Annotated in this window: 15 protein-coding genes; 7 read left to right on the top strand and 8 right to left on the bottom strand. The window is 57.7% G+C overall.

What is annotated here, in order from left to right; genetic code table 11:
- The first annotated feature begins 1 nt into the window (after position 1).
- Positions 2 to 1,888 (top strand): potassium transporter Kup, encoded by a 1,887-nt coding sequence (locus tag RSQ48_RS10080; RefSeq protein ID WP_051010389.1) that lies wholly within the window; start codon positions 2 to 4, stop codon positions 1,886 to 1,888.
- Between the two features lie 93 nt (positions 1,889 to 1,981).
- On the opposite strand, the gene RSQ48_RS10075 is transcribed toward RSQ48_RS10080, so the two are convergent.
- From RSQ48_RS10075 to RSQ48_RS10045, 7 genes are all read right to left on the bottom strand, one after another.
- Positions 1,982 to 2,359 carry a hypothetical protein gene (locus RSQ48_RS10075; RefSeq protein ID WP_003799466.1) on the bottom strand — a complete coding sequence of 126 codons (378 nt, stop codon included), beginning with the start codon at positions 2,357 to 2,359 and terminating at the stop codon, positions 1,982 to 1,984.
- A gap of 182 nt (positions 2,360 to 2,541) precedes the next feature.
- Positions 2,542 to 2,970, bottom strand: coding sequence for a monovalent cation/H(+) antiporter subunit G (gene mnhG / locus RSQ48_RS10070; protein ID WP_003799467.1), 429 nt, complete (start codon positions 2,968 to 2,970; stop codon positions 2,542 to 2,544).
- Entirely contained in the window at positions 2,967 to 3,248 is a 282-nt protein-coding gene (locus RSQ48_RS10065; RefSeq protein ID WP_003799468.1) for a K+/H+ antiporter subunit F, read from the bottom strand. Before RSQ48_RS10065 ends, mnhG begins: the two co-directional genes overlap by 4 nt.
- Entirely contained in the window at positions 3,245 to 3,730 is a 486-nt protein-coding gene (locus RSQ48_RS10060) for a Na+/H+ antiporter subunit E (protein ID WP_003799469.1), read from the bottom strand. The genes RSQ48_RS10065 and RSQ48_RS10060 overlap by 4 nt, the downstream gene beginning before the upstream one ends.
- Entirely contained in the window at positions 3,730 to 5,316 is a 1,587-nt protein-coding gene (locus tag RSQ48_RS10055) for a monovalent cation/H+ antiporter subunit D (protein WP_407927747.1), read from the bottom strand. The genes RSQ48_RS10060 and RSQ48_RS10055 overlap by 1 nt, the downstream gene beginning before the upstream one ends.
- 44 nt (positions 5,317 to 5,360) lie before the next feature.
- Complete coding sequence (locus RSQ48_RS10050; protein ID WP_003799476.1) at positions 5,361 to 5,702, bottom strand: Na+/H+ antiporter subunit C; 342 nt, start codon at positions 5,700 to 5,702, stop codon at positions 5,361 to 5,363.
- Entirely contained in the window at positions 5,702 to 8,629 is a 2,928-nt protein-coding gene (locus RSQ48_RS10045) for a monovalent cation/H+ antiporter subunit A (RefSeq protein WP_003799479.1), read from the bottom strand. The genes RSQ48_RS10050 and RSQ48_RS10045 overlap by 1 nt, the downstream gene beginning before the upstream one ends.
- Before the next feature lie 196 nt (positions 8,630 to 8,825).
- Between RSQ48_RS10045 and hemN the strand changes: the two genes are divergently transcribed.
- Positions 8,826 to 10,247: an oxygen-independent coproporphyrinogen III oxidase gene (hemN, locus tag RSQ48_RS10040; RefSeq protein ID WP_003799480.1), complete on the top strand. Its 1,422-nt coding sequence runs from the start codon at positions 8,826 to 8,828 to the stop codon at positions 10,245 to 10,247.
- A 122-nt stretch (positions 10,248 to 10,369) separates the two neighbouring features.
- Complete coding sequence (locus tag RSQ48_RS10035; RefSeq protein WP_240208619.1) at positions 10,370 to 11,518, top strand: NAD(P)H-dependent flavin oxidoreductase; 1,149 nt, start codon at positions 10,370 to 10,372, stop codon at positions 11,516 to 11,518.
- 77 nt (positions 11,519 to 11,595) lie between these two features.
- Here the strand turns inward: RSQ48_RS10035 and RSQ48_RS10030 are convergent, their stop codons facing one another.
- A complete protein-coding gene (locus RSQ48_RS10030; protein WP_003799485.1) occupies positions 11,596 to 12,132 on the bottom strand; it encodes a hypothetical protein in 537 nt (178 codons plus the stop codon).
- A gap of 343 nt (positions 12,133 to 12,475) precedes the next feature.
- Here RSQ48_RS10030 and RSQ48_RS10025 point away from each other — a divergent pair, with 343 nt between their 5' ends.
- The 4 genes from RSQ48_RS10025 to RSQ48_RS10010 all read left to right on the top strand — a co-directional run bounded on the left by RSQ48_RS10025 (position 12,476) and on the right by RSQ48_RS10010 (position 21,672).
- Positions 12,476 to 18,385, top strand: coding sequence for an alpha-2-macroglobulin family protein (locus tag RSQ48_RS10025; RefSeq protein ID WP_415301743.1), 5,910 nt, complete (start codon positions 12,476 to 12,478; stop codon positions 18,383 to 18,385).
- Complete coding sequence (pbpC, locus tag RSQ48_RS10020) at positions 18,369 to 20,531, top strand: penicillin-binding protein 1C (RefSeq protein ID WP_415301742.1); 2,163 nt, start codon at positions 18,369 to 18,371, stop codon at positions 20,529 to 20,531. Before RSQ48_RS10025 ends, pbpC begins: the two co-directional genes overlap by 17 nt.
- Before the next feature lie 74 nt (positions 20,532 to 20,605).
- On the top strand, positions 20,606 to 21,181 hold the full coding sequence (locus RSQ48_RS10015; protein ID WP_059317545.1) for a hypothetical protein: 576 nt from the start codon (positions 20,606 to 20,608) through the stop codon (positions 21,179 to 21,181).
- A gap of 113 nt (positions 21,182 to 21,294) precedes the next feature.
- On the top strand, positions 21,295 to 21,672 hold the full coding sequence (locus tag RSQ48_RS10010) for a hypothetical protein (RefSeq protein WP_240208622.1): 378 nt from the start codon (positions 21,295 to 21,297) through the stop codon (positions 21,670 to 21,672).
- The last annotated feature ends 25 nt before the right edge of the window (positions 21,673 to 21,697 follow it).

The following is a 21,697-nucleotide window of genomic DNA, read 5'->3' as shown; positions in this document are numbered from 1 at the left end:
CTTGAACACAGCAACAGAAAACCCCAGAAAAGCGGCTCGGGCGGCCTTGTTAGTGGGCGCGTTAGGCGTGGTATATGGGGATATCGGGACCAGCCCGCTCTACACCATGAAAGTGGCCTTGAGTGCCTACAGTCAGCCTGGTGCCGAGCAGGTGTATGGCGTGCTGTCCTTGCTATTCTGGCTGCTGACCGTGGTGGTTTCCATCAAGTACGTGACGGTGGTGCTGCGACTGGATAATAAAGGCGAAGGCGGCACCCTGGCTTTGATGGAGTTGGCTGCCCGTGGTATTCATGGGCCCAAGCGCCAGCTCATTGTGGTTTTGGGGCTGATTGGCGCTGCTTTGTTCTATGGGGACAGCATCATCACGCCGGCCATTTCCGTGATGTCTGCATTGGAAGGCATTGGCATGGTCTCGCATGTGCTTGACCCCTGGGTGGTGCCACTGGCCCTGGGGGTTTTGCTGGCACTGTTCCTGATCCAGTCGCATGGAACGGGAACCATGGGCAAGTTGTTTGGCCCCATCATGCTGATCTGGTTTCTGGTTCTGGGTGGCTTGGGCTTGTGGCGTGTGATCGAACATCCGCAAGTGCTGATGGCCCTGGACCCGCGTTGGGCGGTGGCTTTTATTGCCCAGGCGCCCTGGCAAACGTTTCTACTGCTTGGCGCTTTGGTTCTGGCTTTGACCGGAGCGGAGGCCTTGTATGCCGACATGGGCCATTTTGGTCGTCCTTTGATTCGTAAAGCCTGGTTCCTGGTGGTGATGCCTTGTCTGGTTTTGTGCTATTTCGGCCAGGGCGCCTTGCTGATATCCGACCCGACCGCGATTCGTAATCCTTTCTTTTATCTGGCACCGAACTGGGCGCTGGTACCCATGGTGATGCTGGCAACGGTCGCAACCGTGATCGCTTCTCAGTCCGTGATTTCGGGGGCGTTTTCCGTAACCCGGCAGGCAGTGCAGCTTGGTTTCTGGCCTCGTATGGTCATTCAACATACTTCGGCCAAAGAAGAGGGACAGATTTACCTGCCTCGGGTGAATTTGCTGTTATGCGTGGCGGTGATGGTGCTGGTGCTGAGCTTTGGTTCCTCGGACCGTCTGGCTCATGCTTACGGTTTTGCGGTAACGGGCACCATGCTGATGACCAGTTTGCTGGCCTTGATGCTGTTGCCGCGTCGCGCCCACGGACTCAAGCGCTGGGCCTGGCTGGGGCTTTTGGGTATTTTCCTGGTACTGGACGTGCTGTTGTTCTCGGCCAATGCGCTTAAATTGCTGGAAGGGGGGTGGCTGCCCTTGCTGGTGGGGGCGGTTCTGCTTGGCTTGATGTTGACATGGAGGCAGGGGCGCGCTGCGTTGCACGAGCGTTTGCTGGAAAACAAACAACCTTTGAAGGAGTTTTTGCTCAACCTGGAGGAATATGCTCCAACCCGTGTACCGGGCACAGCAGTGTTTATGAGCACCATCCCAGATTCGGTTCCCCCAGCCTTATTGCATAATCTGAAACATAATAAAGTGCTTCATGAGCAAGTCCTGTTTTTGACGGTGAGCAGTGCGGGCGTACCCTATGTGCCCTTTGGTGAGCGCTATACGCTGCAACGTCTGAGCCGGGGAAGCTGGCAGGCTGTTGCCTCATGGGGCTTTAAGCAAGAGCCTAATGTACCTCAGTTGCTCGAGCAGATTACCCTGGAGCATCCAGAGCTCAATCTGGAACCTATGCAAACGTCTTACTTCTTGTCTCGTCAGACCGTGATGATCCAATCGCGACAGCCTTGGTATCTGGGATGGCGTCGACGCTTGTTTGCGTTCATGGCTCGCAATGCCAGCCGCAGCACGCGCTTTTTCAAGATTCCACCCAATCGAGTGGTGGAGATGGGCATGCAGGTCGAGTTGTAAACCGAGAGTATCGTTCAAAACGAAGAATGGGCCTGGTAAGGCCCATTCTTTTTAACAGCCAGCCTGCGCAGGCAAAAGTGTGTTCGCGAAGGTTTATTGAGCGGGCACCACCGTTGTGGTCTCGCGCAGGATACCGCCACCTTCCACGCTGCCGCGTACAGTGGTGTCCTGACCGCGCATGGCTTTCAGGCAGTCTTGCTGCCGATCAGCGGGCAGACGATGGCACCGTGCCTGACGATTGGCCTCCAGATTGTGATCCTGTTTGTCCAGCTTATGCTGACGCTCGGCCTGCAAGGCAGCACCAGCTTCACGACGGCAGGTGGTCCGCTGCTCACCGGTAAATTGCTCGCAGCGCTGGATGTCGTGGCGATAGTCTTTGGACGGGGTTTGAGCCCAGGCAGCAGAGGACAGTAAACCTAGACTGAGCAAGCCTGCACTCAGGATTCGGGATGGGCGTGTATGTAGACTCATCAATCTCACTCCTTTACTTGCTAAGGGAATCACCGGCTTGGCGAGCGCTGTCACGAGTAGGTATGAGCAGGCCGCAAAGCCCCAAAAGCAGCTGCGTATAGGGCAATCCCTGACACGCAGTAAACACCTATCAGTATAAGTGGAGCAGTTGCAAGTGAGGGTAATAAAACTTTTCCAACTCCTTACTGGCGGGTTTGCTCCTGGGGCTCAGGTTGTGGCGGAAGGAGGTCTGCGGGCAGGGGGGCTTTGTGCGGCATGTCCAGATAGCCGGGCTCATCGGGCCCGTATTCGGCCAGACGTTGACGATATTCACGTTTGATGGCGGCACGCATCAAAAAAATGGCGGTGACCGGGGAGGTAATGATCAGGAGCACGCTGATGATGAGTGGATGCAAAATAGGACGGCTCATCAAATGGCTCGCGCTGATCGCCACAGCCAGTACCATGAAAAATGTTCCTAGCGTATTTCCCATTGTTGGGGCGTGAATACGCGAGTACACATGCTTGAAACGCAGCAGGCCCGCCGAGCCGATCAAGGCCACAATGCCGCTTAGCACCAGTAAGAGGGCGACTGGAATGGCAAGCCACCAGGGCAACAATGTGTCTGTCATGGTTCGATGACCTCGGCGCGCAGCAAAAACTTCGCCATCGCGGCGGAGCCTACAAAGCCAAACAGGGCAATCAGCAAGGCAATGTCAAAGTACAGGGTTGAATCAAAGCGGATGCCCAGGGCCAGCAAGGCCAGCATGCCGTTGATGTACATGGTGTCCAGTGCCAGTACGCGGTCAGCGGCGGATGGGCCTTTGAGCAGACGGATGACGGCACAACACATGCCCAGAACAAAGCAGCCCAGGGCAAACTGACAGGCCCAGTAAACAATATCGATCATTGGAAAATCTCCAGCAGCGGGGTTTCATAGCGCTTCTGAATCGTGTCTAACCATACCTGCTCGTCCTGAAGGTCCAGAATGTGCAAGGTCAGGATGCGGGTCTTCTCATCAAACCCTGACCAGACCGTGCCAGGCGTGTAGGTAATGATGCAGGCCAGAGCAGCCAGAGCATGCGGATCGGTCAATCGCAGGGGGATGGCCAGAAAACCGGGACGCGGCGCCTTGCTGCCTTTAAGGACCAGTTTGCCCACGGCGATATTGGACAGCACGATGTCCCAGGCAACTTGTCCAATCAGCTTTAAGGCCAGAAATGGGTGACGGATGCTGGCCTTGACGGGCCGGAACGGGATGGCTGCCAGACTCAGGGCAGTAGCCAGAAACAGGCCCAGCACCAGATAGCCTGGCGATAGCGAGTCGTTCAGCAGCAGCCACAGGCCCAGCAACAGCAAGGGCAGGAACAGGTGTTTGGTATAGCGTCTCATCACAGTCCCTCCGCCTGAACGGAGCGCACAGGGTTTTGTCGCAGGACTGAACCAATATAAATACGTGGTTCATCCAGTTGCTGAGCAGTCTGTTCCAGGTACGTGGTGATGGGGCCGGCATACCAGCTCAGAATCCCGCAGGCGACAATAATGCTGGCAATTGGCGCTGCCTCGATCAATTTCAGACGAGGGATGGTCAGTGAGCTATTGCTCCAGAACAGACGAATGCCCACCCGCACCATGGCGATCAAACCGGCCACTCCTGAAATCAGGACCGCGGCGGTCAGAATCCAGGCGTTCAGGGGTTCTGGGGATTGGCCCGAAGCCTTGAGTGCGGCCGTCAGCAAGGACAGCTTGGCCACAAAACCGGACAGGGGAGGCAGGCCGACAATCAGCAAGGCGCAGGCAATAAAGGACATGCCTAGAAAAACCATCACGCCGGGGATGGCGACGCCGACCACATCATCGCTATGGTCTTCGGATTCAGGGTCATCCAGATCAAAGACTTCCTGGCTGACAGCCAGTAGATCGGCGCCAAAGGGTTTGGTGCGGCTGACCAGTTCCAGCAACAGAAAAAACGCGCCCAGCGCCAGCACGCTGCTGAGCATGTAGTACAGGGCGGGACCTGTCAGAATCACGCCGGGCATGCCCAGTGCCGCCAGCAAGGTGCCCGAGGACACGATGATGCAATAGCTGGCCAGGCGTTCGGGTTGTTGGGCCGCTATGACACCGATAGCCCCAAACGCCAGGGTGGCAATTCCGGCAGGGAACATCCATGCTACGCCGAAGGCCGCAGGAGCACCCGTGGGCAGGAGCAAGGAGCCGATACGCAGCAAGGCGTATATGCCTACCTTGGTCATGATGGCAAACATGGCGGCGACCGGTGCGCAGGCATTGCCATAGGCGTTGGGTAACCACAGGTTCAGAGGCCAGGCGGCCGCCTTGATCAGGAAGGCAATGCCCAGGATGGCCAGGGCTGCCTCAAATACCAGGCGGTCCGAATCCGGCATGGAGCCGGCGCGCAAGGCCAGGTCTGCCATGTTCAAGGTGCCCGTGACGCCATACACCAGCGCAATGGCGATCAGTAGCAGGAACGAGGAAATCAGATTGACGGCGATGTAGTGCAGGCCGGCACTGACACGCGCCGCGCCTGATCCGTGCAACATCAGCCCATACGATGCCGCCAGCAACACCTCGAAGAACACAAACAGGTTAAACAGATCCCCCGTCAGGAAGGCACCGTTCAGCCCCATCAGCAGTAGCTGGAACAAAGAATGGAAATGGACCCCTACGCGATCCCAACGTGCCAGCGAATAGAACCAGCAGCAAAACGCCAGTACATTGGTGAGCACCAGCAAAAAGGCTGCCAGCCGGTCTACGACCAGCACAATCCCGAAGGGGGCGGGCCAGTCACCGAGCAGGTACACCCCGACCGATTGCGGCCAAATGGGTGCCAGCGTCCCATCGGCCAGCAAGAGCAGATAGACGGCACACAACAACTGGGCCAGCAAGGAGGCAAAGGCGATCAGTAGTTTGTAGTGACGGCGCTTGTCGCGCAGCATCACCATCAGGGCCGCGGCCATCATGGGAATGGCGACGGGCAATACGGGCAGGTGTTGATTGAGCAGACTCACAGGTCGTCTTCCTCGCGGCCATCAACGTGGTCGGTGCCGCTCAGGCCGCGGTTGGCCAAAATAACAACCAGAAACAAGGCCGTGGTGGCAAAGCCGATCACAATAGCCGTCAGTACCAGGGCTTGCGGCAAGGGATCGGCATAGCTGGCACCCAGCTCACTGCTGTTAATAACGGGCGCGGCACTGATGGTGAGTCGTCCCATGCTGAAAATGAACAGGTTGACGGCGTAAGAGACCAGGGCCAGTCCCATGATGACCTGAAAGGTACGCGGGCGAAGCAAGAGCCACACGCCCGAGCCCGCCAGGACACCAATCGCAATTGAAAGCACGATTTCCATTATTTATTCTCCATCCCGGATGCAGCGTTCGAGGCGGATTGCAGCGACGGCAGTTTGCGATAAAAACGTAATGACTGGTGGGCCAGCGCGATCAGAATCAGGATGGTTGAACCAATCACCAGCATGAATACGCCAATATCGAAGATCAGCGCACTGGAGGTATGTACCTCGCCGATCAGGGGCAGGTGCAGATCCCAGCTTTGGGCAGACAAAAAGGGCTTGTTAAAGACCCAGACCAGCATGGCGGCTACGCCAGCAGTCAGCAGACCCAGACCAATCCAGGTTTGAGGCTGAATCAAGGGGCGCGATTCCATCCATACCACGCCACTGACCATGTATTGCAAGATGATGCCAGTAGCCATAATCAAGCCGCCCACAAAGCCGCCGCCGGGCAGGTTGTGACCCCGCAGCAGGAAATACAGGGCAATCAGGGTGGAGATGGGCAGCAGCAATCGCAGCAACACGGCTGGAATCTGCATGATGCCCTCGGGCAGAGGTGTTTTGGGGTCGGGCTCCACAAAAACGGCTTCACGGCTGTCTTTGACGTTCTGACGACGGGCCAGCGGCTGAGCGATGGCCTCGATGGGGGGCCGGAAGCGTCGCAGCAGCGCAAAGACGGTCAGCGCCACAATACCCAATACGACGATTTCGCCAAAGGTATCAAAGCCTCGGAAATCAACCAAAATCACATTGACCACATTTGCGCCACCGCCCAGGGGCAGGGCCTTCTCGATAAAGAAGGGCGAAATTCCACTGGGGTGGGGGCGGGTCATCATGGCGTAGGCCAGGGCGGCGATCCCACCGCCGGCCAGAATGGCAATGATCAAGTCGCGACTGCGGCGCAACAGGGCACGTCCACTGTTGTCCTGAGCGCCCGGCATGTCGCTGACACGTTGTGGCAGCCAGCGCAGGCCCAGCAGGATCAGCACGACAGTGACGACTTCCACGGCCAATTGCGTCAAGGCCAGGTCGGGCGCCGAGAGCCAGGCAAAGGTCAGGCTGGTCACCAGACCGGCGCCGCCTGAAAGGAGCAGGGAAGCCGGGCGATGGAATTTGGCCTGACGCGCCGCGCCGATGGCGCAGGCGATGCCGACCACCCACATCAGGGCGAAGAACGGATCAATCGGGGTGAAGATAGTGGATTTGAACCAGTTGCCGCGAGCCAGCGGCAGGGCCGCCACACTGATCGTCACGACGATAATCAACAAGATCTGGCGCTGCAGACGCGGCGAATACAGTTTGCCCACCGCCCAGTTGGCTGCCACTTCCAGGTACTCCATGGCCAGCTCGAAAAAGCGGCGGCCATCGGCGCGTGTCAGCAGCGGGGTGCGCCCTTGGCGGTTCTTATAGAAGCGGTTGATGATAAGGACCAAAATCACGCCCATGACCGTTGCCACCAGACTCATGACCAAGGGCAGATTGAACCCATGCCACAGGGCCAGGTCGTACTGAGGCATTTCACTGCCCAAAATAGCGCTGGCAGCAGTATGCAGGAAGGGCCCGAAGGTCAGGCTTGGCATAATGCCCACCAGAAGGCAGGTCAGCACCAGAATGGCGCTGGGTATGAGCATCCGGCGGGGTGGCTCATGGGGCTCGCGGGGCAGATCCTTGGCGACGGGGCCAAAAAATACCTGTGCAATGAAGCGCAAGGAGTACGCCACGCTAAAGGAGCCGGCAATGACGGCTACCACCGGCAAAGCGTATTCCCAGGTATTGCCGTTGCTGGCCAAAACAGTTTCGGCAAAGAACATTTCTTTGGAAATGAAACCGTTCAGCAGTGGGACCCCGGCCATGGAAGCGGCTGCAACGGTTGCCAGTGTGGCTGTCAGGGGCATGGCATGGCGCAGCCCGGACAAGCGGTTCAGGTTTCGGGTACCAGTTTCGTGATCCACAATGCCGGCCGCCATGAACAAAGAGGCCTTGAAGGTGGCATGGTTCATCATGTGAAAGACCGCAGCAACCAGGGCAAGGGGGCTGCTCAGGCCAAGCAGCAAGGTAATCAGGCCCAGGTGACTGATGGTGGAGTAGGCCAGAACCCCTTTCATGTCACGCTGGAACATGGCCACGTAAGCTCCCAGTGTCAGGGAGCACAAGCCGGCACCGCCAATAATGACTGCCCATTCCGTGGTGCCCGACAGCACCGGCCACAGACGGGCCAGTAAGAATACGCCGGCTTTGACCATGGTGGCCGAGTGCAAATACGCCGAGACGGGAGTGGGGGCTGCCATGGCGTGAGGCAACCAGATATGAAAGGGAAACTGGGCGCTTTTGCTCAGGGCGCCCAGAGCAATCAGGATCAGCATCCCGGTATACCAGGGATGATTGCGAATCTGCTCGCCCGACTCCAGTACCACGCTCAGATCGTAGCTGCCTGCGGCCTGGCCGAGCATGAGCACGCCTGCCAGCAAACAGAAGCCTCCGGTGCCGGTGATGATGAGCGACATGCGGGCGCCCCGGCGCGCGTCCATGCGGTGATACCAATAGGCAATCAGCATGAACGAGGACAGGCTGGTCAGCTCCCAGAACACGACCATCTGGATAAGGTTGCCCGACAGCACGACCCCCAGCATGGAACCCATGAAGGCCTGCAAAAAGGAAAAAAAGCGTCGTACCGGGTCCTGGGCTGACAGGTAATAGTGCGCATACAGGGCAATCAGTGCCCCCATGGCCGTGATGATGATGCTAAAGAGCCAGGCATAACCATCCATGCGCAACTTGAAGGTCAGGCCGTGGGCTGGAATCCAGGAACGGGAGGACTCGAGCACCTCTCCGCGAGCGATGTCCGGATAGGCGTAGAGGGTCAGTAGGGCGCAGGTAACGGCGACAGCGCCGGCAAGAGATGCTTGGAGTTTGCGAGAGTTCGCGGGCATCAGGGAAGATAGCAAGCTGCCGATAAACGGCAGTGCTAGGATCACGAGCAAATACATCTGGCTCCAACAGGCGGTAATTTAGGCGGCTAGCGCTTAATAATACGATATATGAAGCTAATTTCAGCCCAACAGTCATAAAAAAAGCGTTTTTTTAGTTCTTGTGGCCTTGATGCAGGTCAAGCGTGTACCCGCGATTTTCTCTCACAATGAATGCTTGACTAGAAGAAATCGGTCTTTTGCAGGAGGACCCTCTATGCCGCAAACCTTGGAAGCATCGGACGCCAGCGCCCCGACCACACAGGATATCGAGATCTCTGAAGCCTTGATTCGGCGCTTTGATCGTTCCGGACCGCGCTATACCTCCTACCCTACCGCAGACCGTTTTTTTCAGGATTTCCCCGCACAGCCCTACATTCATGAGCTGTCGCGGCGCGCCTTAAGCAGCAGCAATCCCCCCTTGTCGGTTTACGTGCATATCCCGTTCTGCCAGTCGCTCTGCTATTTCTGTGCCTGCAACAAGATCATCACTCAAGATCGCAGCAAGAGCGAGCAGTATCTGGATTACCTGCTGCGCGAGATCGATATGGTCACCCAGTATATGGGGGAGGACAGGCGCACCGAGCAACTTCACCTGGGCGGCGGCTCGCCCACGTTCCTGGACAATGAACAACTCACCCGGCTGATGACCAAGCTCAAGGAGCAGTTCATGTTCACGGCCGATGCTGAGCTGGGCATCGAGATCGATCCACGCACCCTGTCCGACGACACACTCCAGAACTTGGCGGCTCTGGGCTTTAACCGTACCAGCTTTGGGGTTCAGGACTTTGACCCTAATGTGCAAAAAGCCATTAACCGTATCCAGCCTTTCGACATGGTCGAACGTGCCATCGAGCAAGGCCGGGCCGCTGGCTTCCAGTCCATCAATACGGATCTGATTTACGGTCTGCCCTTGCAGACCCTGGAGAGCTTTGCATCCACCATTGATTTACTGGTGCAACTGAGGCCGGATCGGATTGCCTTGTACAACTATGCGCATCTTCCCACTCGCTTTAAGGCTCAGCGTTTAATTAACGAAGAACAGTTGCCCGATGCCGACCAGCGTCTGCAACTGTTCCTGATGTCCTCGCAGCGCCTGCTGGATGCGGGTTATGTCTATATCGGTCTGGATCATTTTGCACTGCCCAACGACGAGTTGAATCTGGCCCGCCTGGATGGCAGCTTGCACCGCAATTTCCAGGGTTACACCACGCGGTCAGCCTGTGATTTGGTGTCCTTTGGCGTTTCGTCCATTGGGCAAGTGGGGACGATGCATGTGCAAAATGCCCGCAGCCTGCGCAATTACTACGCCGAAATTGACCAGGGGTGTTTGCCCATCGAGCGTGGGATTGTGATGCAGCAGGACGATCGCCTGCGCGCCGAAGTCATCATGCACTTGATGTGCAGCATGCCCGTACCGATTGCGCGTCTGGAAGCGCGTTACGGCATCGATTTTGCCAGTTACTTCTCCGCTGAGCTGCAAGAGCTCAGCAGCTATGCGCAAGCGGGCTTGCTGACCGTCGACTCTCAGTCCATTCAGGTCTTGCCCAAGGGCCGTTTGTTTGTGCGCGCCTACAGCATGGTGTTTGACAAGTACTTGAGCCAGGAAAGCGGCGCACGCTATTCCCGCCTGATTTAACACCGTGGCCGTTGTCAAAGACGGCCACCTTTTTATTGCCCTGTTTCTGGTCCCGACGTGGCCGGCAGGTTCTTGCATCAACCTAAGGTATTTACATCGTGCTAAAGACGGATTTACGTCTCATGTCCCTGAAGGGAAAACTGCTTTTGCCTATTGTCCAAGGCGGCATGGGAGTCGGTATATCGGCGTCCCGACTGGCCGGCACTGTGGCTGCACTGGGCGGGCTGGGAACCATCTCCAGCGTGGATTTACGGCGTCATCACGAAGACCTGATGGACAGCACTCAGGGTGAAGTCGAAAAAGGTGTGGTCGATGCGGCCAATTTGCAGGCGCTGGATCGTGAAATCAATCTTGCCCGAGAGCGCTCGGGCGGCAATGGCAGCATCGCCGTCAACATCATGAAGGCGGTTTCGCAGTATCCCGAGTATGTGCGCCAGTCGTGCGAGAGCGGTGCGGATGCCGTGGTAGTGGGTGCCGGTCTGCCGCTGGACTTGCCCGAACTGGTGCAGGACCATCCCAAGGTCGCGCTCATCCCCATTCTGTCCGACGTGCGCGGCGTCACCTTGCTTGTAAAGAAATGGCTGCGTCGCAAGCGATTGCCCGATGCCGTTGTTCTGGAGAATCCCCGGTATGCGGCTGGCCATCTGGGCGCAGCCGATGATCAGTCTCTGAATAAACCGGAATATGCGTTTCAGCGCGTGCTGGAGGGATGTCGTGCCTTATTCCGAGAGTTGGGCCTGGAGTCCGAGCGCATCCCTTTGATCGCTGCCGGTGGGATTCACCGTCCTGAACAGTTGCGCCAGCTTATGGATTGGGGGGCGGATGGCGTGCAAATGGGGACGGCGTTTGCGGTGACCGAGGAAGGCGATGCCCACGAGAATTTCAAGCGTGTTTTGCTGGATGCGGAAGCCAAGGACATCGTGACCTTCATGAGCGTGGCCGGATTGCCGGCTCGAGCCGTGCGTACACCGTGGCTGGACGCTTATTTGCACAAAGAGAAAAAACTGCAATCGGTGGCTCGCGAACGGCCGTGCACCGAAGGCTTTGACTGCCTGGCTCATTGCGGTTTGCGCGACGGTGTGCAGCGTCATGGACAGTTTTGCATTGACCGTCAATTGGCGTATGCCTTGAAAGGCGATGTACAGCGGGGTCTGTTCTTTCGCAGTTCAGAGGCCTTGCCTTTCGGCAAGGCCATGAAGTCTGTGCGCGAACTGATGGACTATATGTTGAATGGTCGCAGCAAAACACCGGGTGTGGTCCCTGCAGTCTAAGGACCGGGGCTGGGCGAACTGTCTGGGGTGCGAACTGAAGCAGGACGCTCTCCAGACTAAGGCGCGCAAGCGGTGTCTTAGCCCTTGAGCTCGCGTATCAGGCCTTCTTCAGCCGCATCGATGGTATGGACAGCTTCCCGTCGTTGTGTCTCCAATGCCAGACGACGGGCAATCTCATAGCACTCCTCGATGTGCTGGTTGCCGACCTTGCGCAGTACGACAAAGCTGATAGAGGCAGAAATGGCACTGCCTATCAGCGGGACATATTTGGCACCATATTTACCGGCCAGCTTTTTTGCTCCCAGACGCACCAGAATATTGATGATGCGATCAGTGCTCAGAACGCGGCCCACCAGGCCCAAGCCCATGCTTGTTCCACCGACCACCACCAGCTTCTTCAGCTCGGGGCTCAGGGCGTCCACATCGCTGGCCGTCAGTCCAAAGCGGGCATTAATAATGGGGATGACCTTCATTAAAATGGCCACGTCGGTACCTACGTCCACGCCGGGAACAGGGACAACGGCAGCGGCGGCTGAAAGCAGGGCGCGTCGACTGATCAGTTTGCGACATTCCTCTCGGGTCTTATCCAGTTCCTGCAGGGTCATGGTGCTCATGTGTCTTTCCTGAAATCGAAGCGCTTGGGTCTTCACAAGCCTCACTCTATATGGGGTTAGTGGGCTGGTTTTCCAGTGCTGCTGTCTGTTCGTATGGCATTTATCGTAGTTGATGTCGCCAGTTTGAGGAAAAAAGGGGGTGTTTGGTCGCATTTGAAATTTTTACTTTCAAATGCCATGTTTGCCCCTTCAAAGCCATTGCGCCGTGATTTAAAGTCCGGCGTTTTTTTTTGTTGCACTTGGTGGCATTCTTTAAGCATGCATGTAAGAGTTTATACACGCTCAGCGTAGCGGATTTCCATTAAACTGGCGCCGAAAATAGCATATCCATAGGGGAAGAACGATGCATCGCCAGTCTTTGCTGGGCTTGATGTTCTTGCTGGGCGTCAGTAGCGCCCAAGCCATTACGATTAGCAGTTTTTCGCCCCAAGGGGCGACGTCCGATTTACGGGATGTCAAAGTTACCTTTGCCAAGCCCGCTGTTCATTTTGGCGATTCACAACTGCCGGCACCTGTCCAGGTCCAGTGTGATGATCCTTCCGTTGCGGGGCAGGGCCGCTGGCTGGATTCCCGTCGCTGGATTTATGAGTTTGATGAGCGACCAGGACCTGGCTTGACTTGTACCGCCGTGGTGTCCAAGAGCTTTCGCAGCATTAATAATGAAGCGATTAGCGGACCGGCTCAATATCGTTTCAATTCCGGTGGCGCCATTTTGGAATCCAGCCGCCCGTATTACAGCATTATTGATGAAGACCAGGTATTTTTATTTAATTTCAATGCGCCCGTTAATAGTGCTTCTTTAGTCAAGCACGGGTATTGCCGGGTTGAGGGCATTGGCGAGCGCATTGGCCTAAAGGCCATTGAAGGTGCGCAGCGTGATGCCCTGGCTCGTTCTGCCTTCTATGTGGATGAGGTGGATGAGCGTTATCAGGCCGTGCAATGCGCGCGTCCTTTGCCCGCCGATGCCAGCGTGTCGGTTGTGCTCGAGCCGGGCATCACGACAGCGATTGCCAATCGCAAGGGCGTGCCTAATACCGACCGCTATACCTTCGATTTTTCAGTGCGGCCACATTTCACGGCTTCGCTTTCTTGTCTGCGCGAACGCGCTGAGGCGCCCTGCACGCCTGTTGGCAGTGTGGCTGTACAGTTCTCGGCACCGGTTGCCTATGAGCACCTGCAGCAGATTCGTCTACAAGCCGGCGACAAGGTATGGGAGCCTGTGTCCGACCAGGATGAGGCCTGGCAAGACCGTGGTCCCGGCCAGAATGTACGATTTGAGGGGCCTTTTCCGGAAAATGCCCAGCTGACCATCCAGGTTCCAGACTCCTTGACGGACGATGCCGGGCGGCCCTTGCAAAATCCCGAGGTCTTGAGCAACGGCATGAAGACGACGACGTATCCGCCGCTGGTCAAGTTTGTGGTGGAGCCTTTTGGGATTGTCGAGCGCTTTGGCCATGCTGATCGCGATGGCTCGGATGACGCTGACCCACCCGCCATTGGTTTGAACTTGCGTAATGTGGAAGCGAATCTGACCACTCAGCAGATGCTGGTGTCGGCCGGGCAGGTGGGGGCGATGGCGGTCAAGGACGATAAGGAGGTCCTGGCCTGGTATTCCCGGCTGCGGCAGCTTAACTATTCCTGGTCGGTGGCAGCGGACACGCTGAAGAGCATGATGGGCAGCGATTTTCGCGTAACCGCTCCCATCGATCAAAACGGTTATCTGGATCTGCGCGCTCAGCCTCTGCTTCAGGGCAAGGATCTTAAAAAGCTTGATTTGCCCGGCATGGACCAGAAAAACGAGCGTCCTTTTGAACTGATTGGCGTGCCGCTGAAAGAGCCCGGTTTCCACGTTCTGGAAGTGGCCTCGCCGCGCTTGGGCGCCTCCTTGCTGGAGTCGGCGGGCACCATGTATGTGCGTAGTTCGGTGCTGGTCACCAATCTGGGGGTACACATCAAGCAAGGTGGTGATGACCTGCTGGTTTGGGTCACTACCCTGGATGATGCCAAAGTCGTGCCCGGCGCCAAAATCCGTGTCATGAATTGCCGCGGCGAAGAGCTGGTGCAGGGCGAAACAGGGCAGGACGGGATTTTTCATCACCCCCATCCTGTCTCCAGCCCGGATTATTGCAATGAGACTGGCCTGTCCGGCCTGTTTGTGACGGCCCGCATCGATAAAGACAACCCCATGGCCAGGGGCAAAGACGAGTTCAGTTTCGCGCTGAGCGAATGGAACGCCGGTATCGAGCCATGGCGCTTTAATGTGCCCTATAACTGGGGCGGTCGCGATGAGCCGGTTGCGCATAGCGTGATGGATCGCAGCCTGTTTCGTGCCGGTGAAGTCGCGCACATGAAACATTACCTGCGTGAGCGGGTACGCGATGGCTTCAAGGCTCCAGTTCGTTATCCCGAGACGATGATCGTCGAACATGAAGGCAGCGGCAAACGGATTGAATTGCCACTGAAATGGCAAAAAACGGCGGCCGGTAGCGTATTTGCATTGACCGACTGGACGATCCCCAAGGATGCGGAGCTGGGTGTCTACCGACTGCGAACCGAAGGCGAGAACCAGTACTTCAATTTTGGCGATTTCCGTGTTGAGCAATTCAAGCTGCCTGTGCTGGGCGGTAGTATCAAGTTAAGTGATGGTCAGGATCGTCCCTATCTGATCAGTCCTGAGCAGATGCAGGCTGATCTGCAGCTGCGTTATCTGTCTGGTGGCCCGGCGGATTTCCTGCCTGTACAACTGTCGGCGGTGGTGCGCAGTCAGTCGCCCGCGTTCAGCACTTACAGTGACTACAGCTTTGCGCCGCCTGAAAAAGCGGATCAGTCGGCGATGTCAGAGGCTCGCGTTTTCTTGAACAAACAACGCTTCCAGCTCGATGCCCAAGGCGGGTTGCGTGCCAAGCTGGATCAGTTGCCTGTAGTGGATCAGCCTTCCGAGTTTTTGGTGGAGGCGACGTTTTCCGATCCCAATGGCGAGATTCAAACCCTGACCCAGACGATTGCGGTATGGCCTGCCGATGTGGTGGCGGGCTTGCGTGCAGGCACTTGGTTGGCGGCGGGTTCATCCACCCAGCTCTCGGCTATTGCCTTAAGCCCTGACGGCAAGCCCTTGAAGAATGTGCCAGTCCGTATTGAGGCCGCCAATGTGCAGCGCTTCTCGATTCGTAAGCGTATGGTGGGCGGGTTTTACAGCTACGACAACCAGGAGCAGCGCCAAGACCTGGGTACGGTCTGCGAGGGACGCAGCGACGAACAGGGGTTGGTGCAGTGCGATGTAAAACTGGAGAAGGGCGGCCAGGTGGAGCTGCGTGCCATTGCGCGTGATGACAAGGGCCGTGAGTCGGTGGCCGCCAGCACGGTCTGGGTCAGCGGTTCGGGCTCGTTGTGGTTTGGTGGTCAGAATGATGACCGGATAGATGTCATTCCTGCGAAAAAGACCTGGGCGCCGGGCGAAAAGGCGCAGTTCCAGGTGCGAATGCCATTCCGTGAGGCCACCGCCCTGGTGTCGGTGGAGCGCGAGGGTGTGTTGCAGGCCCAGGTTGTCCAGCTCGAAGGCGACAATCCGACCGTCAGCGTGGAGATCAAACCCGAATGGGGGCCGAATGTCTACGTTTCCGTGCTGGTGCTGCGGGGGCGTCTGCGTGATGTTCCCTGGTACTCCTTTTTCAGCTGGGGCTGGAGCCAGCCTCTGACCTGGTACAAGGCCTACTCGGAAGGGGGGGGCGAGTTTGTGGCCCCGACTACCACGGTAGATTTGTCCAAGCCCAGCTATCGCTTTGGTCTGGCCGGTATCGAAGTGAGTAGCCAGCAAGATGCGCTGGATGTGAAAGTCAGCACGGATCGCAATCAGTACGCCATCCGTGAGCAGGCCCAGGTGGATATTCAGGTTCTCAAACCGGATGGTTCACCCGCAGCCGGTGCTTCCGTGGCCCTGGCGGCCGTGGATCAGGCCTTGCTGGAACTGAGCCCTAACACGAGTTGGGACCTGCTCACGGCCATGCGTGCTTTGCGGGGTTACAACGTGCAGACCGCTACAGCACAGTCCGAGATTGTGGGACGTCGACATTATGGCCGCAAGGCGGTGGCAGCAGGCGGTGGCGGCGGCAAGAGCCCCACCCGCGAGTTGCTCGACACCTTGTTGCTATGGAAGGGCAATGTGGAGCTGGATGCTCAAGGACGCGCGACCGTGACGGTCCCCCTCAAAGACTCCTTGACCCAGTACCGCATCGTGGCCGTTGCCGATTTGGCTGGTGAGCGTTTTGGCAGTGGCTCCGCCCAGATCGTCACCACGCAGGATCTGCAGATCATTCCTGGTTTGCCCGCGATTGCTCGCGAAGGCGATCAGTACCAGGCTCAGCTTACGCTGCGAAACAGCAGCCCGCGTGCCATGACGGTCAACGTGCAGGCACAGTACCGTGGCAAGGGCTTGCCATCAGCCGCCTTGCCTGAGCAAACCGTTGAACTGGCTTCCGGTTCGGCCAAAGTGGTCTCCTGGCCCATAACGGTCCCAGCCTCCAGTGGCTCGGCTGATTCGCATCAGTTGGAATGGACACTGGATGCGCAGGAAGTGCTGCAGGCGGCGGGCAAGAGCAAACCTGCCAAGGACAGCCTCTCCATCAAGCAGGAAGTCTTTACGGCCACGCCGGTAACGGTTCAGCAAGGAACGCTGGTGTCCGTGTCCATGGAGCAGCCATTGAACATGTCGGTGCAAGTGCCGGCCGGCGCCCTGAAAAATGAGCAGGGCGGGGTGCAGGGCGGCCTGCAAATGTTGTTCCGTTCCTCCTTGGGGGGCGGAATGGAAGGGGTGCGGGCCTGGTTTGAACGCTATCCTTATACCTGCTTTGAACAGCAAGCCTCCCGCTTCATGGGCTTGCGTGCTGAAGGCGCATGGGCTGGTCTGATGCAGCGTCTGCCTTCCTATCTAGACCAGGATGGCTTGCTGCGTTATTTCCCCAGCAATTACGGTTGGGGTAGCCGTGTACTGACCAGCTACATTCTGGATATCAGCTACATGGCTCAGTCCATGGGGCTGGACTATCCCATTCCTGACGGCTTTCGCAACGAGATGCTGCAAGGACTGGAGAACGTGGTCAATGGCCGAATCCCGTCCATGCAGACCGTTTCTCGCCAGGAGCGGGATATCGAAGTCATTCGTGCGGTTGCCGTATTGGCGAAGTACGGCCGTGCGCGCGTCACAATGCTCGATTCGGTCGAGTTGAATTTGCAAAGCTGGCCGACCGATATTCTGCTGGCATGGGTGGATCTGACCCAGCGCCTGCCCGGGATCAAGCAAGCTGTGCAAAGCCGTAAAGAAGCACTGGGGCTGATTCAGGCACGTCTGATCAGCCGCGGAACCCGTCTGGTGTTTGGCGACGATGCACTCAATGGCAGTCCCTGGGCCATGACCAGCCGGGTGACCAATCAGGCTCGCCTGATGCTCTTGGTCAATGAGATGCCTGACTGGACTGAGGACATGCCTCGTCTGGCCCAAGGTCTGTTGGCCGAGCAACAGCGTGGTGCCTGGCGCATGACGACGGAGAACCTCTTGGGCAGCCTGGCCATCGAGCAATTCAGCCGTCATCACGAGCAGGCCCCGACAGGACAGTCCATGGTGATTCTGGGCTCCGAAACGGCCCAGGTGGTGGACTGGGATATGCTGACACCCGACGGCCAGGGCGCACGCTCCACCAAAATGGATGTGCCTTGGCGTGGCGAGCAGGCAGACAACTTGAGCGTTGAGCAACTAGGTGAGGGCAAGGCCTGGATTGACGTTCGCTCTCTGGCCGCTGTGCCGGTGACCAAGCCTGTGGCGGCCGGTTTGAGCATAGAGCGTCAGGTTCAGGCTGTGGAGCAGGCCAAACCAGGCGTGTGGAGCCGTGGCGACATCATGCGGGTGACGATCAAGGTCAAGGCGCAAGGCCAGGCCAGTTGGGTGGTCGTGTCTGACCCGGTTCCTGCCGGCGCGACCATTCTGGGCAGTGGACTGGGTCGGGATTCGGCCATGGCCACGGCTGGTCAGACGCAGTCCGGTCAATGGCCCAGCTTTATCGAGCGCCGCTTCGATGGTTACCGGGCGTATTACGAGCGTTTTGAGGAAGGCACGACGGAAGTCAGTTACACACTGCGCCTGAACACGGTGGGCCAGTTTGTATTGCCGGCCACGCGGGCCGAGGCTTTGTACGAGCCCGATGTTTTTGCTCTCTGGCCTAATGAGCACGTTTTGGACGTTGTGGATGCGCCAAGCCATTAAAGCAGGGTTGCTGTTGTCGGGACTGGCCCTATGGGCCAGCTCCGGACAGGCCACACCCAGCTATGAAGACGTTCGTCAGTCCTTCCGATCGTCTGATGTGCAGGTCCTGGATCGCCAGGGCCAGCTCATCCAGCGGGTGCGACTGGACTTTCATCAACGGCGCGGCGACTGGGTGGCGCTGGAGCAGATTTCCCCGGCTTTGCAATTGGCGGTCTTGATGTCCGAAGATCGCCGTTTTGAATCGCATGGCGGGGTGGACTGGCTTTCAGTGGGTTCTGCGGCCTGGGACGGTGTGTTTGCGGGACGGAGCCGAGGCGCGTCCACCATTACCATGCAGTTGGCCGGGCTGTTGGATCATACGCTGCTTGGCGGACGGGGCGGGCGTTCGGTGTGGCAAAAACTGGATCAGGTAGTTGCCGCTCAATCATTGGAAGATACCTGGACCAAACCGCAAATTCTGGAGGCTTACCTCAATCAGGTAGCCTTTCGGGGCGAGCTTGTCGGGGTGGATGCGATGGCACGCACCCTGTTTCAAAAGCAGGCCGCTGCGCTGGATGCACGCGAGTCAGCGATTGCTGCCGTTTTGCTGCGAGGCCCCAATGCCTCGGCCTTGACGGTCGAGCGTCGGGCCTGCTTGACCTTGCAGGCAATGGGACGCGCCCAGCAGTGCCAAGCATTAAGTCATCTGGTGCCTGTGGCCTTGCGTCGAGCCGGGCAGGCACCACTGGGGCAGACGCAACTGGCGCCGCATTTCGCCCGCTGGGTTCTGGAGCAAAGTCCACAGACCGAAGCAGGGGATCGCTTGCACACTACCCTGGATTCGCGTCTTCAACGGCAGGTTCAAGCCAGTGTGCGACGACATCTGCTGGATCTGCGCACCGCCCGTGTGCAGGATGCGGCCGTAGTGGTGCTGGATAATCATCAGGGGCAGGTGCTGGCCTATGTGGGCTCCAGCGGCGACCTGTCCGAAGCCGCGCAGGTCGATCATGCCCGGTCTTTGCGTCAGGCCGGTTCCACGCTCAAACCTTTCCTATATGAGCTGGCCATCGAGAAACGTCTGCTGACGGCCGCTTCCTTGCTGCAGGACTCACCCTTGAATCTGCCAACCGGCAATGGTCTGTATATTCCACAAAACTACGATAAGCAGTTTATTGGCTGGGTTAGTGCGCGCAATGCTTTGGCTTCGTCCCTGAATATCCCTGCCGTACGCGTTCTGACCTTGCTGGGGCCGGCCAGTCTGGTGGAGCGTTTGCGCGAACTGGGGCTTAATTTGCGGCAGGACGGTGATTTTTATGGTTACAGCCTGGCCCTGGGCAGTGCTGATGTCACCTTGCTGGAGCTGACCAACGCGTACCGTGCTCTGGCTAATCTGGGCCAGGCTCAGGCGGTAAACGTGCGTATGGATCAGTCCATGGCCGCGTTTCGTCCCGTCATGGACCCTGGAGCCAGTTGGATTGTGGGTGATATGTTGTCTGACCGTCAGGCCCGTGTGCTGACCTTCGGCTTGGACAGTGCCTTGAGTACCCCGTTCTGGAGCGCGGTCAAGACCGGAACCAGTAAAGATATGCGTGATAACTGGGCTCTGGGCTGGACGGAGCACTACACAGTGGGCGTCTGGGTTGGCAACAGTGCAGGACAAAGTATGCAAGATGTATCCGGCGTCAGTGGGGCCGCACCGATCTGGCACGAGGTCATCTCTGTCCTGAACCAGTACAGACCCGGTCGTCAAACGGTCCGGCCAGAGCAGGTGCAGCTTCGACAAATCGTGTTTGTGCCGGCTTTGGAGCCCAGTCGTGAAGAGTTTTTTGTAGAGGGCACGCAGACCGATCGTATTCAGTTGAACGATGCAAATCTGGCCTATGCCGGTCCGGCCCGTATCCAGGAGCCCGTCAACGGTACGATCTTGGCCTTGGACCCGGATATTCCGCCGCAAAACCAGCAACTGCGCTTGCTGGCGCAGGGGCAAATCAACGAAGCGTTGGAATGGTGGGTCCAGGGCGTGAAAGCGGGCGGTGGGGCCCAAGTGCGTATTCCCCTGGTACCCGGTACGCTGCGCATTGAACTGAAAACCGAACAAGGTCGGTTGATGGACCAAGTCAGTGTACAAATTAGAGGTGCACAAATGACAAGCTTTAACAAAGATTAACCGCTTGCTCTTTTGCATGACTGATACACTGCTATCCTTATTGATACTTCGTAAAGAGAGGGGGGAACTTCACTATGATGACTTTACGCACACTGGCTCGAATTTTGGCGCCCGTTGGTCTGCTCGCCTTGGCTGCTTGTCAAACCGTACAAGAAAAGCCGAGTGACGCTGCCGGTACGTCCAGCGCGGCAACGCAGGCTCCCTCTACGTCAGCGCAACAAGCACCCGCTCAGGCCGGGGCCGAGCAACAGGCAGCGCCTGTGCAGATCTTTTTGGCTGATACACAGGAACAAGCAGGTTGGGCTCGCGTCGATGTGCAGCCCAATGGTGTGCTGTTCGTGAATCCACGCGCCGTTGTGGTGCGTGAGGATTTGGTGGGCGTGCAGGCCGGCACCAACGACAGCAAAGAGGGTTTGCTGGCGCTGGATCTGACGCCTGAAGCGGCTCAGCGTTTGCTGCAAGTGACGACCCAGTTCCCCAAAAAGCGTCTGGCTTTGGTCGTGGGTGACACCATGTTGGCGGCACCTGCGTATGGTTCGCCCGTTAAAGACGGCCGCCTGATTTTCATGGTAGGCACGGAAGCCAATGCGCTGGCGGCGGCTCGCGCCATAGCCGGCCCGCAGGCGACCCAAAACAACGGCAAGAAGTAAGCGCGATTGTTTGATTTGAATGCTGCTCTGGCCCTGGGTTCACCCAAGTCCGGCTGTTTGAAAAACGCGGTGGGCGCCAGCCCGCTGCTCTTGTTCCTGACAGGAAAGTCGGTATGGTGAACCCACCAGGCAGTCTTGCTTTCTACATTCTTTCTTTCCGGGTTCTGATCGCCCTGCACGGGGCGGCGCTTGTGTTCATCATGTTGATGGGCACGGGGGCGATCTCATCAGTTTTTGTTCCCGCCCTTTTACGCCTGCCCTTGTTTGTCTTTTTAATGGGGGTGGTGTCAGCGTTTCTGGCCTTGTGCTGGAGCCAGTGGACCTTGGTCTGGCACAGTTCCAGGACAGGGCGCCGTTGGGCCTGGATACCCGGATTCTGTTCTGCCTTCTTTCTGGCCCTGAGCTTGGCGCTGTTTGTGATTGGCGTCTGGGGCACCTTGGGTTTGGCCGACTTTGCCTATCAACATAGTGAATGGCTGACAGGCCAGTAAAGCGGACCGGTTTTTAGTGTACCCA

The sequence above is a fragment of the Alcaligenes sp. SJTW-7 genome, assembly GCF_047716895.1.
Taxonomy (GTDB): Bacteria; Pseudomonadota; Gammaproteobacteria; order Burkholderiales; family Burkholderiaceae_B; genus Alcaligenes; species Alcaligenes ammonioxydans.
The sequence above is the reverse complement of the archived record's forward strand: the minus strand, read 5'-3'. Positions and strand labels throughout refer to the sequence as shown.